Origin of the sequence: Sinomonas albida (assembly GCF_004919045.1) — a bacterium.
GTDB classification, from domain to species: Bacteria; Actinomycetota; Actinomycetes; order Actinomycetales; family Micrococcaceae; genus Sinomonas; species Sinomonas albida.
Genome location: NZ_SWDW01000011.1, coordinates 98,072 through 111,260 on the forward strand (window position 1 = coordinate 98,072; position 13,189 = coordinate 111,260).

The 13,189-nt window shown below is 67.7% G+C and carries 16 protein-coding genes; 5 read left to right on the top strand and 11 right to left on the bottom strand.

The features are described from left to right. Positions 1-36 precede the first annotated feature (36 nt). The 3 genes from E6A26_RS12315 to E6A26_RS12325 all read right to left on the bottom strand — a co-directional run bounded on the left by E6A26_RS12315 (position 37) and on the right by E6A26_RS12325 (position 1,291). On the bottom strand, positions 37-447 hold the full coding sequence (locus E6A26_RS12315; protein ID WP_136611491.1) for a hypothetical protein: 411 nt from the start codon (positions 445-447) through the stop codon (positions 37-39). A 24-nt stretch (positions 448-471) separates the two neighbouring features. Continuing rightward, positions 472-795 carry a DnaJ domain-containing protein gene (locus E6A26_RS12320; RefSeq protein WP_136611492.1) on the bottom strand — a complete coding sequence of 108 codons (324 nt, stop codon included), beginning with the start codon at positions 793-795 and terminating at the stop codon, positions 472-474. A gap of 73 nt (positions 796-868) precedes the next feature. Continuing rightward, the gene (locus E6A26_RS12325; RefSeq protein WP_136611493.1) at positions 869-1,291 is read right to left on the bottom strand and encodes an Hsp20/alpha crystallin family protein; all 423 of its coding nucleotides are present in this window, start codon (positions 1,289-1,291) and stop codon (positions 869-871) included. 131 nt (positions 1,292-1,422) lie between these two features. On the opposite strand from E6A26_RS12325, the gene E6A26_RS12330 reads away from it, so the two are divergent. Continuing rightward, a complete protein-coding gene (locus E6A26_RS12330) occupies positions 1,423-1,728 on the top strand; it encodes a MerR family transcriptional regulator (RefSeq protein WP_136611494.1) in 306 nt (101 codons plus the stop codon). Here E6A26_RS12330 and E6A26_RS12335 read toward each other — a convergent pair. Next, positions 1,707-3,425, bottom strand: a complete 1,719-nt coding sequence (locus tag E6A26_RS12335; RefSeq protein WP_136611495.1) for a redoxin family protein — start codon at positions 3,423-3,425, stop codon at positions 1,707-1,709. The genes E6A26_RS12330 and E6A26_RS12335 overlap by 22 nt on opposite strands. Positions 3,426-3,550: 125 nt before the next feature. Between E6A26_RS12335 and E6A26_RS12340 the strand changes: the two genes are divergently transcribed. Beyond that, entirely contained in the window at positions 3,551-4,228 is a 678-nt protein-coding gene (locus tag E6A26_RS12340; RefSeq protein WP_136611496.1) for a fasciclin domain-containing protein, read from the top strand. 133 nt (positions 4,229-4,361) lie between these two features. Here E6A26_RS12340 and E6A26_RS12345 read toward each other — a convergent pair whose 3' ends face one another. The 3 genes from E6A26_RS12345 to E6A26_RS12355 all read right to left on the bottom strand — a co-directional run bounded on the left by E6A26_RS12345 (position 4,362) and on the right by E6A26_RS12355 (position 7,049). Further along, positions 4,362-5,192: an ABC transporter permease gene (locus E6A26_RS12345; RefSeq protein WP_234865418.1), complete on the bottom strand. Its 831-nt coding sequence runs from the start codon at positions 5,190-5,192 to the stop codon at positions 4,362-4,364. Further along, positions 5,189-6,199 (bottom strand): ATP-binding cassette domain-containing protein, encoded by a 1,011-nt coding sequence (locus E6A26_RS12350; RefSeq protein ID WP_136611497.1) that lies wholly within the window; start codon positions 6,197-6,199, stop codon positions 5,189-5,191. Before E6A26_RS12350 ends, E6A26_RS12345 begins: the two co-directional genes overlap by 4 nt. Positions 6,200-6,377: 178 nt before the next feature. Then, a complete protein-coding gene (locus E6A26_RS12355) occupies positions 6,378-7,049 on the bottom strand; it encodes a PadR family transcriptional regulator (RefSeq protein ID WP_136611498.1) in 672 nt (223 codons plus the stop codon). A 126-nt stretch (positions 7,050-7,175) separates the two neighbouring features. On the opposite strand from E6A26_RS12355, the gene E6A26_RS12360 reads away from it, so the two are divergent. Next, positions 7,176-8,084, top strand: coding sequence for a DMT family transporter (locus E6A26_RS12360; protein ID WP_136611499.1), 909 nt, complete (start codon positions 7,176-7,178; stop codon positions 8,082-8,084). A 28-nt stretch (positions 8,085-8,112) separates the two neighbouring features. On the opposite strand, the gene E6A26_RS12365 is transcribed toward E6A26_RS12360, so the two are convergent. Both E6A26_RS12365 and E6A26_RS12370 read right to left on the bottom strand, forming a co-directional pair. After that, positions 8,113-8,985: a glycosyltransferase gene (locus E6A26_RS12365; RefSeq protein WP_136611500.1), complete on the bottom strand. Its 873-nt coding sequence runs from the start codon at positions 8,983-8,985 to the stop codon at positions 8,113-8,115. A 90-nt stretch (positions 8,986-9,075) separates the two neighbouring features. Continuing rightward, on the bottom strand, positions 9,076-9,972 hold the full coding sequence (locus tag E6A26_RS12370; protein ID WP_234865420.1) for a hypothetical protein: 897 nt from the start codon (positions 9,970-9,972) through the stop codon (positions 9,076-9,078). Between the two features lie 165 nt (positions 9,973-10,137). Here E6A26_RS12370 and E6A26_RS12375 point away from each other — a divergent pair, with 165 nt between their 5' ends. Both E6A26_RS12375 and E6A26_RS12380 read left to right on the top strand, forming a co-directional pair. After that, positions 10,138-10,683: a peptidylprolyl isomerase gene (locus E6A26_RS12375; RefSeq protein WP_136611502.1), complete on the top strand. Its 546-nt coding sequence runs from the start codon at positions 10,138-10,140 to the stop codon at positions 10,681-10,683. A gap of 40 nt (positions 10,684-10,723) precedes the next feature. Continuing rightward, positions 10,724-11,608 (top strand): rhomboid family intramembrane serine protease, encoded by an 885-nt coding sequence (locus E6A26_RS12380; RefSeq protein ID WP_136611503.1) that lies wholly within the window; start codon positions 10,724-10,726, stop codon positions 11,606-11,608. A 367-nt stretch (positions 11,609-11,975) separates the two neighbouring features. Here the strand turns inward: E6A26_RS12380 and E6A26_RS12385 are convergent, their stop codons facing one another. Next, positions 11,976-12,458 (bottom strand): SRPBCC family protein, encoded by a 483-nt coding sequence (locus tag E6A26_RS12385; RefSeq protein WP_136611504.1) that lies wholly within the window; start codon positions 12,456-12,458, stop codon positions 11,976-11,978. Further along, on the bottom strand, positions 12,455-12,814 hold the full coding sequence (locus E6A26_RS12390) for an ArsR/SmtB family transcription factor (RefSeq protein WP_136611505.1): 360 nt from the start codon (positions 12,812-12,814) through the stop codon (positions 12,455-12,457). The genes E6A26_RS12385 and E6A26_RS12390 overlap by 4 nt, the downstream gene beginning before the upstream one ends. Between the last annotated feature and the right edge of the window lie 375 nt (positions 12,815-13,189).

The following is a 13,189-nucleotide window of genomic DNA, read 5'->3' on the forward strand; positions in this document are numbered from 1 at the left end:
GTTGGGATCAGTGCGGCAATGTCGGGGCCTGCGGCCCTAGTCGAGTTCGGAGCCGTAGATGAATTCCTCGGCGTGGGCGACGGCCTTCTTGAAGGAGTCGTTGCGGAGGGCGACGGCGTGCTCGCTGGTGGGTGTCCCGTTGGCGATGGCTTCGGCGTAGGTGCCGAGGCCTGGTGGGCGTAAGACCCAAATTCCTCCGTGCGGGGGGAGGTAGAACACCGCGAACGACCGGGCCGTCGGGTCGTCTTCCCAGACAGGGGCGACGGCGACGGCCGCACCGGTGTCGACGTTGATCCACTGCGCCCGGGGGCGGGGCTGGTCCGCCTCGTAGACGCTGGGGTCCAAGAATGGGGCGGTGCCAGGGCCCCACTTCTCCTCGAACCTCTCGTGGAAGACGGGGAAAAGGTTGTGGTCGTAGCGGCGCCAGGCGCCGCGTCCAGTGCTCACGGGTTCGTCCTTCCTTGCCTGCCATCAGAGGAGCCACCGCCGGAACATCGCGCGGAGAGCATCGTCCAACGATTCATCGGGCCAGGCCGGCCTCGTCGGCCTGGGGAACTGGGCCCAGAGCGCCGCCTCGGCCCGGCGCAGGGCCTGGTCGTAGGCCTCCCGGCGGCGGGGATGGCTCAGGACCGCGTAGGCCTCGAACACCCTGGCCAGCTCCGCGGGGTCGGCACGGTCCCGGTCCGGCCCGTCTGGATGGAGCTGCCGGACGAGGCGGCGGTAGGCTCGGCGGATCTCCTGCTGGGTAGCGGCACGGTCGACTCCCAGCACGGTGTAGAAGTCAGCGGCACCCATCGCGACTCCAGATCCTGGTGGGCTCCTCGCCCCCGGGCAGGGCGAAGCTGCGTACCCTGCCCGGGCGCGGGGATCAGGCGGCGATCTCCTTCTTCGACTTCGACGCCGTGACGGAGATCTTGCGCGGCTTGGCCCGCTCGGCAATCGGGATGCGCAGGGTCAGGACACCGTCGGCGTAGTCGGCCGTGACCTTCGAGGTCTCGAGCGAGTCACCCAGGATCAGCTCGCGGCCGAATGTGCCGGCAGGGCGCTCGGCCGCGATGACCTCAGCCCCGTCGGGCCGGTGCGAGCTCCGCTCGGCGCGCACTGTCAGTACGTTCCGCTCGACGTCGACATCGATCGAATCGGGTGCCACCCCGGGCAGGTCGAACTCGACGACGAACTCGCCGTCCTGGCGCCAGGCCTCCATGGGCATGGTTGTGGGCCTCGAGACCGTACCGAAGACCTGCTCGGTCAGGCGGTCGAGGTCGCGGAAGGGATCGGTTCGCATCAGCATCGTTGCCACCTCCAGGCATTTCTCGATGTAGGGTCAGATTATCTCTCGCCTGAGAGGCCTATTATGTACCTCTCAAGACGTAGATATAGTGGATCAAGCAGCGAACGTCAAGGGCAAGGAAAGGAGTGGGCATGGTCCGCAGCCGCGACTCCTCCGATGCCGTGTATGCGATCTCCGTCGCCGCCGAGCTCTCCGGTCTGGGGCTCTCGAGCCTGCGCCTTTACGAGCGCAAGGGCCTGCTGACCCCCTCCCGCACCGGCGGTGGCACCCGACGGTATAGCGAGGACGACATGGAACGCCTTCACCGCATCGGCGAACTCGTCGAGATCGGGCTGAACATCGAAGGCATCCGGATGGTCCTCGAGCTCGAGGACGAGAACACGCGCCTTCGGGCCCAGCTCGCCGAGGCTCGCGCTCACCCGAAGGTGAACGAGTAGAGCTCGAGGCCGGCGCTTGCGGTGACCTCGAGTGTCCCAGTTTGGACGGCCGAGCCGTCGAGCAGGACGTAGGAGCGCGGTGTTCCGCTCACGTTGATGGTCTGGTCCCCGCCCGGTCCGTGGACGGTGAGGGTTCCACTGCCGGCGAGCACGGCCTGGACTTGGCGTGCGTGGAAGGACAGCCGAACCCGGGACGCTTCGTCTCCGGCGGCAGGCGCCACGATCCGTTGCGTGTCGAGATTCCACGGGCCCGCCAGAGTGAAGCTGTCGGCGCGCTGGGTCGCGGGGTAGGCGAAGGTGCCGAGTCCGGCCTTGTAGGTCTCGGTGCCCGCGTAGTTGGTCTGCTTGGCCACGCCGAGGAAGGTCTCGGGGGTGGTGCTGCCTGCAGTGGGGGCCGTGTCCTTCCCTTCCACGGGCTGCGGCAGTGCAGTGCCGGGGTGGGCCTGGTCGAGCAGCTGGCGTACGAGAGCCTCGGTGGTCTGGTATCCGCCCTCGCCTTGCTGGATGTGACGGACGTTGCCGTTGGCGTCGATGAGGTATTGGGCCGGCCAGAAGCGGTTCCGGTAGGCGGTCCAAGTCCCGTAGGAGTTGTCCATTGCGACGGGATAGTCGATGCCGTGCGCGGCGACACCGTCTTGGACGTTGTGCTGCTCGCGTTCGAAGGCGTACTCCGGGGTGTGGACGCCGATCACCGTCAGCCCGGCCGACTTGTAGGCGTCGTTGAGCTGGACGATGTGCGGAAGGGACCGCTGGCAGTTGATGCAGGAGTAAGCCCAGAAGTCCACGAGCACGACCTTCCCCCGCAACTGGCTCATCGTGAGGGGCTGCGAACCGAGCCAGGCCGTGACGTCGTGGAAGGCGGGGGCGGGTCCGCAGTCCTGGAGCATTGTTGCGTTCTGGGTGCACCGGTCCAGGTCCCTGTTTTCGTCGGTGACGAGGCCACCGAGGGCCAACGGGCTCCCCGCCTGAGGGGCGAGCTGGTCCTGGAGCCCAGCCGTGTAGTCGGGGATCAGTCGCTGAACGGCGGCCGGGAGGTCGAAAGCGAGGCCAGCGGCCAGAGCGATCATGAGCGCCCCTCCGACGATGCGGATGCTGCGCTGGCGGCGCCTGAACGACTTGAGGCGTTCGGCCACCCTGCGCCCCGCCAGGGCGAAGAAGAGAAGCGGAACCGCGACCCCGAGTGCGAACGAGAGGGTCAGCGCGATCGTCTCTGGTCCGATCCTGCCGGTCGCCCCCGAGACCGTGATCGCTGCCAGCACGGGCCCCGCACACGGAACGAACACGGCGCCGAGGGCAAGGCCGAGTCCCAAGCCGCCCCTGCGTGCGTCAACTCGGCGCATCGGGATCCACGAGAACGGCTTCTCAAGGAGCTCCTCGAAGCGCGGAACCATGAGCCCTACCCCGACCGCAGCCAGAATGGCGATCCCGGTCCACCGGAAGAGGTCCTGCGGGAGCCCGAGAACTCCGAGGACGAGTGAGCCGATCAAGGTGAAGGCGCTGAAACTCACCACGAGGCCTGCGATCACCTGGTACGGACGCCAACGGGACGGCGGCCGGGCTGTAGAAGACGGCTCCGCGCCCGGTCGCGCGCTGTCGAGGCCGCCGGAGAAGAAGATCACCGGCAGGACTGGGAGGATGCACGGCGAGATGCCGGTGATGAGACCACCCAGGAAACCGATAACGATGTTTGCACCCATGCCCACCGTTCGGCGCGGCCGGGCGGCACGGATTGGCGCGCCCCAAGCAAGGGGCCGCCAATCCGGACTCGCATCCGCTCCGAAGAGTGGTGGCAACCGCCCCTCAGTCAACAGGAGTGAAAGTCATGAACAGTCATCAGCGCACCTTCGGAGTCGCCGGCCTCGCCGCCCTGACGGCCTTGGGCCTCGCCGCCTGCGGCGGATCGACGACGGCGGGCAGCTCACCGTCGAGCGCCGCGAGCTCGCCGAGCATGTCCAGCAGCCCGAGCGCGTCGATGATGTCGTCGTCGGCCGCCGCGGACCCGGCCGCGAACCTCGTCGGGCCCGGCTGCGCCGGCTACGCGAAGTCGAACCCGAGTGGTCCCGGCTCGGTGCAAGGCATGTCCGCGGACCCTGTCGCGGTCGCAGCGTCGAACAACCCGCTGCTGACCACGCTCGTCTCGGCCGTCTCGGGCAAGCTCAACCCGAAGGTCAACCTCGTCGACACGCTGGACTCGAGCCAGTTCACTGTCTTCGCACCCGTCGACTCGGCATTCGCCAAGATCGACCCCGCAACGATCAACAGCCTCAAGACCGATGACGCGACGCTGAAGAAGATCCTGACCTACCACGTTGTCCCGGGCCAGATCGATCCCTCCTCGATCGCCGGCGACCACAAGACGGTCGAGGGCCAGAGCGTTACCGTCACCGGATCTGGGAACACCCTCAAGGTCAACGGCGCCAACGTAGTCTGCGGCGGCGTCCACACCGCCAACGCGACCGTGTACCTGGTCGATTCGGTCCTGATGCCCCCGGCCAACTAAGGCCGGGTTCCACGGTGGGCGCCGTCCGGGCTGGGGCCGGGCGGCGCCCATTGTCGTCCCCACGAAGTGAGGACGATGTGGTCGGGGCAGCGGGCTACGAGCGCCGAAGTGCGACTCAGCCAACCATCCGCCGCTAGGCGGAGCGCTGGTAGGCGCGGAACGCCGCAGTCGCGAGGCCGCCCATGACGACGACGAGGGCGGCCAGGAGCCCGAGGTCGCCCCACACACTCCCCCAGTCCGGCGAGGCCTGGAGCGCACCACGGCCCGCCGCGACGGCCCACTCGAACGGGTTGAACCGGGCGAGATCCCGCACCCACGTGGGCGAAAGCCGCGTGTCCATGATCGCGGAGCTCACGAACATGAGCGGGAACGAGAGCAGCTGCGAAATCCCGATCAGTGCCGTTTGCTGGCGCGCGAGAAGGGCCACGGCGTTCGAGAGCGCCGAAAACACGAAGGTGAGCAGAATCGCGGCGAGGAACAGAATCGCGAGCCCTGCCCAGCCGCCGTCGAACTTTGCCCCGGTGAGCCCTGCGATCGGCAGCACGACCGCGGTCTGGATGACCGTGAGCACCGCTTGGAACAGCATGGTCGACGCCATGAGCGCTCCGCGGCTCGCAGGCGAGGTCAGGAGACGGTCCATGACGCCGCGATCCATGTCCTGGATGTACGAGGTCCCAGCCCATGCGCTCCCGAACAGGGCCATCATCATGACGATTCCGGGGGTCATGAAGTCCACGTAGCTCCCCGACGCGAACCCCGGGATATCGGCGATCGATTTGAACAGCTGCCCGAACAGGAGAAGCCAGATCATCGGCTGGACGAGGTTCATGACGAGGTACACCGGCATGCGCCAGAAGCCGCGGAGCAGACGGGCTGTGAGGAACGCGGTATGCGCGAGGAGGGCCGGCGCCGCGGACACGGGCCGCGTCGGGCGGCTCTGGCGGACCATCGTGAGCTCGCTCATGCCGCCACCTCCTCGGCCGCGGAGGCTGAATACGAACGGCCCGTATGGCGAAGGTAGACGTCGTCGAGGCTCGGGCGGGCGAGAGTCGCGGACGCGACTGCCACCCCAGCCGCATCGAGAGCCGCGAGCACGTGCGGAAGCGCCGCGGCGCCGTCGTCCGTCCGCCCGCGGACGGTGCGCCCGTCGCGCGAGACGTCGCGCACATAGCCGAGGGACGCCATGGTGCTCGCGGCGGCGGCTGGATCCGCGTCGAGCCCTGTCTCGAGGATCACCGCGTCGCCTCGCAGCTCGCGCTTGAGCCCCTCAGGCGTTCCGCTCGCGACGACGCGGCCGCCGTCGAGGATCGCGACGTGGGCGGCGAGGCGGTCGGCTTCGTCGAGATAGTGCGTAGTGAGGAGCACTGTCATGTTCTCGGCCGCTGCCATCCCCTCGATCTCCTCCCACATGTCCGCGCGAGCCTCGGGGTCGAGTCCGGTGGTCGGCTCGTCGAGGAAGAGGACGCTCGGACGGTGCATGAGGCCGACGGCGACGTCCAGCTTGCGCGCCATCCCACCCGAGTAGGTCTTCACGAGGCGATCCCTCGCGCTGCCTAGCGAGAAGCGGTCGAGGAGCTCGAGCGCGCGCGCCTTGGCGGCAGGGCCCGCGAGGCCCTGGAGCCGGCCGGCGAGGACGAGGTTCTCGTAACCGGTGTCCATGGGATCGCAGACGGACTTCTGGGCGACGAACCCGATCGCCGCGCGCACCTTCTCGGGCTGGCGTGCGACGTCGATGCCCGCCACGTGCGCGCTGCCCGAGTCTGCGCGGGAGAGGGTAGAGAGGATTTTGACGGCGGTGGACTTCCCCGCTCCGTTCGGCCCGAGGAGCCCGAAGACTTCACCGGCCGCGGCCTCGAAGGTCAGCCCCGCGAGGGCGTGGACACGTGGCTTTCCGCGCCCGCCTGGGTAGCTCTTGGCGAGGTCGACGGCGGTGATCGCCGAGGCCGTGCCAGGACTCTGATGTGGTGACATGGGTGGATTCCTTTGCTGAGGTCCTCCCACGGGGCCAGCACTACAATGGCCGTACCCCGGGCGAACGCAGCGCTTCGCGCGCTGCGGCAGGTGACACTGGAGGACTCGGGTGGTGGCGGCTCGGATGTTGGCGCATCCGGGCCGCCCTTTTTGTGATGCCGCAGATGCGGCGGGCCTGTCAGGCCAGGGTGCTGCCTCCCTCCTCTCCTAGGCGGGCCGCGAGCTGGGCGGCGATCTCGTTGCGTGGCGTTCCGGCTGCGAGGGCTTCGTGGAGGCCCTCCCAGAGGTCCAGCCCGCCGAAGGTTCTTCGCTCGATGCGGTCGAGCAGTTCGGCCACGAAAGCGCGCTCGGCCGTCTGCATGGCGACGCGGTACGAGGACTCGATGAGGAAGAGCTCGGGAAGGCCGAGGGCGCTCGTCTCCTCGAGCTCGGTCCGCGCGCGGATCTCGGCGTCGAGCCGCTCGAGGCGCTCCTCGAGGCATTTCCGGGCCACCTGGGGCGACAGCATGGGAAGGAGGGACAGCCCCGCCTCGAAGTCCGGGTATTCCTTGACCGGACGGGCCAGGAGATCGCGCATCCAGTCGAGGGCCTCGGTCATGCCGGCGGGCGTGATCTCGTACACGATGCGCTCCGGACGGTTGCCCTCCCGCTCCGTGCGCGCGGCGCGGATCAGGCCGTGCGATTCGAGGGAGCGGATCACCGCGTAGAGCGAGCCGAAGTTGAGGCGGATGCTGTCCTGCTTGCCCCGTTCGCGCAGGGTTGTCGTGATCTCGTACGGATACATCGGGCGCTCCCACACGCACGAGAGCACTGCCAGCGCGAGGGGGTTTGATACGGGACGCTTTGGCATGGTCGGGGCCCTTCCCTCTCTCCGCTGTCGGCTCGGACTGGCCCTCTCGAGACCTATATCCGCCTTCAAATACTTCACTCAGAGTATTCTCCATGGAATGCTTGGTCAAGAGCCTAGAGTGGTCTGGTGACCCTCCTCCTCGCAGCTGCCGGCGTGCTCGGCGTCTCCGCCTCCGGACCGCTCATCGCCGCGACGCTCGCCGGAGGCTCCGTCACAGCCTTGGCCATCGCCTTTTGGCGCAACGCCCTCGCGGCGGTCGTCATGGCGGCACCCGTCGCGGTCCGGGAGCCTGCGCAGTTCCGCCGCTTGGGCCGGCGCGAGTTCATGTGGTCGGCTATCGCGGGGGTGGCCCTCGCGTTCCACTTCGTGTGCTTCATCCTTTCCCTCACGCTGACTTCCGTCGCAGCAGCGACGGCCCTGGTGTGCCTGCAGTCGGGCTGGATCGCGGTCTTCTCGCTGGTACGTGGCCGGAAGCTTCCGGCCACGGTCGTGGTAGGCCTAGGCCTCTCCTTCGCGGGGGTTCTCGCGATCACCGGGCTCGACCTCGGCGGCGGATCCCGTGACGCGGCCCTGGGCGACGTGCTCGCGGTCGGTGGAGGCATCCTCGCCGCCCTGTACACCATGGCCGGGGGCCAAGCGCGGCGCACCATGAGCACGGGCACCTATACGGCGATCTGCTACGGCGTGTGTGCGGCTGTCGTCGCGATCCTGGCCGCTGTAACGGGCCAGCGGCTCGCGGGCTTCGAGCCGATCGGCTGGGCAGGAATCCTCGCGATCACCGTCGCGGCCCAGCTCATCGGCCATACAGCGTTCAACCACCTCGTGGCGACGCTCAGCCCGCTCGTCGTGTCGATGATCATCCTGCTCGAGATCCCAGGGGCGGCGATCCTCGCGGCGGTCTTCCTCCACGAGGTGCTCCCTGGCGGGATCTACGGGGGGCTCGCTGCGATCCTCGCCGGGCTCGCCGTCGTCGTCCTCGGCCAGCGGCGATCGCGACGCGAGCCGCGAAGCCAGCCGGAGCTCGGCGCCGACTAGCGGGGCCTGCGGCTCGCCTCGGGCCTCGTCAGATCCCGCCGCGCTTCACGGTCGTGGTGTTCGCCGTGTGGATGGCCCGCAGGAGCTTTGCCGGGTAGTAGATCGAGAAGAACACGACCATGGGTGCTTTGAGGGCCATCTTCTTGACGTTGTGCGCCTTGTACGTGCGGTCGAAGCGCGTGACGTAGTACCGGTAGTCGCGCGGAGAGTCCTCGAGGCGCCGGGCGGACATCCCCGAGACCATGTTGGGCCAGTACTGGACGCGCAGCTGGTGCTCGGCGAGGTGGAGCGAGAGATCGATGTCCTCATGCATCTCGTCCCGCTCGTCGTCGCACACCTCGCCGCGGATGATTTCCCATGCCCCGCGGCGCAGCGCCATGTTGGAGCCGAAGAGGAAGTGGTATTGGTGCTTGGCGAGCTTGAGCATCAGCTGGCGGACCTTGTCGTCCGCCTTGAGCCCGAACCGCCGCATCGGCATGTCGTAATACACCACGGGGCCTGTTGCGGCCTGGACCGAGCCGTCGGAGAAGGCCTTGGTGACTTCTTCGACCCAGTCCGGCTCCAGGAGCGAGTCTGCGTCGATGCGGCCGAGGATGTCGCCGCGGGCGGCGTCGAGGCCGAAGTTGCGGGTCGGGATGAGCCCCTGGGCGAGGTCCTGGCTCAGAAGCCGGATTCCGGCCTCGGGGTACTCCGCCTGCATCTGCCGGACGATCGCCGCGGTCGAGTCCTTGGACATGTTGTCCACGACGATGATTTCGAGGGCAGGCGCCGACTGGTAGATCGCGGCGGTGACGCACTGCCGGATCACGGACTCCTCGTTGTAGGCCGGGATCACGATGGACACGCTTGGGTGTCCGGTCGTGTACGACGACGACGGCGAGGAGGCGGGTTCGGGAGCCATCAGCCCCCAATCTAGCAAAGCGAAGGGAGGGGACCCGCCTTCCCGGCGGATCCCCTCCCTTCGTGCGGCGTCATACGCCGGCGAGAGCCTCTAGGACTCCGAGTCGGCGCCGTCCGAGTCGCGGCTCGCGTTGTGGATGGTCCGCATCGCGGCCGACGCGTCGCTCGCGACGTGCTTGGCCTCGGACTTGCTGTCCTCGCTCTGACCCTCCGAGCCCTCGGCGCTCTCCGGGCCCATCGACGTCTCCGCCGCGGGAACCGGGGCGGGCTCCGCGGCAGCTGAGCTCGCCGACGCCTCGGCAGCGGCGGGAGCCTCGGAGGACGACGGCGGCGTGACCGCAACGGGCTTCACGGGAGCCGGTGTCTTCCAGGGGTCCTCGACCGGCTTCGCGGCCCGCCAGGCCGCGACGCCAGCCGCAGCGGCGGCCGCGAGGACGCCGAAGATGAGGAGGCCGCGCCTCTTCTTCTTCTTTGGCTCCTTGGCGACCTGGTGAACGGCCTCCTGCGCGGCCTGGACCGCCTGCTTCGCAGCGGCATCGGCCTGGCGCACGATGCCCGAGTCCGCGAGGCGCTGGGCGACGGCGTCGACCTGGGCCGGGGTCGCGGCGAGGCCGCGGGTCACGGTGTCGGCCGCGGTGGCCAGTCCCTCGGAGATGCGCGGCAGGACCTGGTCAGCCGCGTCCTTGATGGCCGGAGCCGCCTTGTCGACCACGTCGTGGACCCGCGGTGCCGTGCTGTCCACGATCTCGGTGATCTTCGGTGCAAGGTGCGAAAGGCCCTCCTGGAGCTTCGGCGTGACGGTCGCAACTCCTTCGGCAATGTTGTGCGCCGCCGTCTTGATGCCCTCCTGGACCTTCGGCGAGGCGGCATCGAGTCCTTGCTGAAGTCTCGGGACTGCCCACTCGACCGCTGCGTCGACGCGGGGCTGCGCCCAATCGCGCGCATTCTCGACGCTGCTCGTCACGGTCTTTTCCAGTGATTTCTTCACGGCTTCCTCCAGACATCGGCTCGGTCAATCGCCAGCCTACGAGAGCATTGCGCCGTATGCTACGAATGTCGGGCAACAAGTGGTGTCTGGTTCCCGGATTTCACCGACCGCAGAACGCCCGTCCGGTCCCCGCTGCCGTTCTGACGCGCGTGGAACAATGAGCGCATGAGCGCTAACGCAACTGCCAAGGCAACCATCCACACGAACCACGGCGACATCGTGGTGAACCTTTTCGGCAACCACGCCCCGAAGACCGTGAAGAACTTCGTGGGCCTCGCAACGGGCGAGCAGTCGTGGACCCACCCTGAGTCGGGCGAGGACAAGAGCGGCACTCCCCTGTACAGCGGCACGATCTTCCACCGCATCATCAAGGACTTCATGATTCAGGGCGGAGACCCCCTCGGCAAGGGCGTCGGGGGCCCGGGCTACCGCTTCGACGATGAGATCCACCCGGAGCTCAACTTCAAGGAGCCGTACAAGCTCGCGATGGCGAACGCCGGCGTCCAGGGTGGACGCGGCACGAACGGCTCGCAGTTCTTCATCACGACGGTCGACACGAGCTGGCTCTACGGCAAGCACACCATCTTCGGCGAGGTCGCGGACGACGCGTCCAAGAAGGTCGTCGACGAGATCGAGGGGGTTCGCACGGGCCTGCAGGATCGCCCGGTCGACGACGTCGTGATCACGTCGATCGACGTCGAGCAGCTCTGACCATTCCAAAGACGGAATCTATCGTTCCGAAATATTCTCCATGAGTTATGGAATGCCTTCGGGTGAGCCGGCCGCTCCGCCCGTGTGCCCCCGCCACCCCGACCGCGTGTCCTATGTGAGGTGCCAGCGGTGCGGGCGGCCTGCGTGCACGGAATGTCAGCGGCCGGCTCCCGTGGGCATCCAGTGCGTGGACTGCGTCCGCGAACTCTCAGCGGCCACGCCGGTCCGAACGCGGTATGGGTCCGTTGCCCGCACGGGCGCGCCGATCGTCACGTGGACGATCATCGGGCTGTGCGCACTCGTCTACGGCCTCCAGTGGCTGATCCCCAACGACGAGGTCTTCCAGGACTTCGCGTACGCGACGGCCCTCACCGAGGTGCAGCCGTGGCGGATGTTCACGAGCGCGTTCCTGCACTCGGAGGGATTCATCCTCCACATTGTGCTGAACATGTACTCGCTGTGGATCTTCGGCCGCCTGCTGGAGCCCGCCCTCGGCCGGGTCCGCTACCTGGCCGTGTACATCCTCTCGGCGCTCGGCGGCTCAGTCGGCTTCTTCCTTCTGACCCCGGTGTCGATGAATCCCGTGATCGGGGCGTCCGGGGCGATCTTCGGCCTCTTTGGCGCGCTGTTCGTCGTCGTCCGCCAGCGCGGCGGCGACGTGACCCAGCTCGTGGTGCTCATCGCGATCAATGCCGCCCTGGGCTTCATGGTGCCGGGGATCGCGTGGCAGGCCCACCTCGGCGGGCTCGTCACCGGCGGGCTGACGACGGCGGTGATCGCCTATTCACCGCGAGGCCGCTATCAGCTGGTCCTCCAGATCGGCGGAATGGTGCTCGTCGGAGCACTCCTCGTCATCATCACCCTGGTCCGCATAAACACGGTCGGAGGATCCCTTCCGACCTCGGCGGTCGTTTCTAGCACCTGACTCTTTCTGAACACCAAAGGGCCCCGACCGGACACTGTCCGGTCGGGGCCCTCGCGTTGTCCACACGCGTTTTCCACAGTGTGTACAACTTACAGAGGTGTAGTTACTAGCCAGTCACCCCTGCAAACACAGCGATCGAGGGTGGTGGCGCGGCGAGCCGTACAGGCCTGTCTCCCCAGCTGTGGAGAACTGGATGCCCATGCTGTGGATCTCCTGTGCTGAAGACTTCCCCACCGAAGGCCGCGTCCGCGACAACGGTCTCCGGGCACCGCTCGCGGGGTCGCGGCGCTTGGGCGTCAGTCCCGGGCACGGTGGGGGCTCAGTCCCGAGCCTGGTGGGGGGTCAGTCCCGGGCACGGGCGGGAGGGTCAGTCTCGGGCGAGGACCTCGTCGAGACGCTCGTAGCCCTCGCTCATCCCGTCGGCCATCCCGGCGGCGAGCATCGCGTCGCGAGCCTCGACGGACTGGAAGGACGAACGCACCGTGAGCCGGCAGCGTCCGCCGTCGAGGTCTTCGAGCGAGGCCGCGTCGAGCTGGACGTGGCCCGGCGCGCCCTCGAACTCGAACGTCTGGACCATCCGCTGGGGAGCGGTGATCTCGTGGAACGAGCCGTGGAAGCCGAAGGAGTTCCCCTCGGTGTCGCTCTGGCTGAAGCGGTAGGCACCGCCGGAGCGGGCATCGTAGTAGTCGATCGTGGTCACGTACTTGCGTGGTCCCACCCACTGGGCGAAGAGCTCGGGATCGGTGTGTGCGCGGAAGACGCGGTCGGCGGGCGCATCGAACTCGCGGGTGACGGTGATGAAAGGCAGTCCCGGCTCGGCGGAGACGGCAGTGGTCTTGGTGGTGGTCATGACGGATCCTCCTGAGATGCGAGCAGCGCGTCGAGGCGCGAGTAGCGCTCCTCGGCGGCCTGGCGGTAGCCCTCGAGCCACGCCGTGAGGCGTCCAAGGGCCTGGCTGTCGAGATGGCAGGGGCGTCGCTGGGCGTCGCGGCTGCGCGTGATGAGGCCGGCGTCCTCGAGAACTCTGAGGTGTTTCGAGATGGCCTGCAGTGTGACGGAGAACGGCTCGGCGAGTTCGTTGACCGTCGCGTCTCCTTGGGCGAGGCGCGCCACGAGCTTCCTGCGGAGCGGATCCGAGAGTGCGGCGAAGGCCCGGTTGAGCCGGTCCTCTTCGGCCGTCTCGGGGTCTGCTGCGACGTTGCTCATGGCGTCCTCCGGATATTCAACCGATAACTTGATCAACTAAGCAGTTGAATACATCCAGATTAAGTCACTCCCGTCCGGCAGTCAAGACGCTCGCCGCGAGGGGGTACTGGAGGATCTCGACAAGCGATGTCCACAGTTGTTGTCCACAGTGTGGGTAACTTACAAGCATGTAGTTCAGGCCCCGTTAACCCCGGGGGAGGTGGCTTCGGCCAGCCGCGTCCACGAGAAGCCCCACGTTTCTCCACACCTGTGGATAACTTTGGGGATAGGTCCTGTTGGAAAGTGCACAACTTGCTCTCGGCGATGTGCGGCGGCGCAGAACCGGCCGGGCCGAACGCGCGACGCACGCTCGGATCAAGGCGCTCGCCGGTGCGG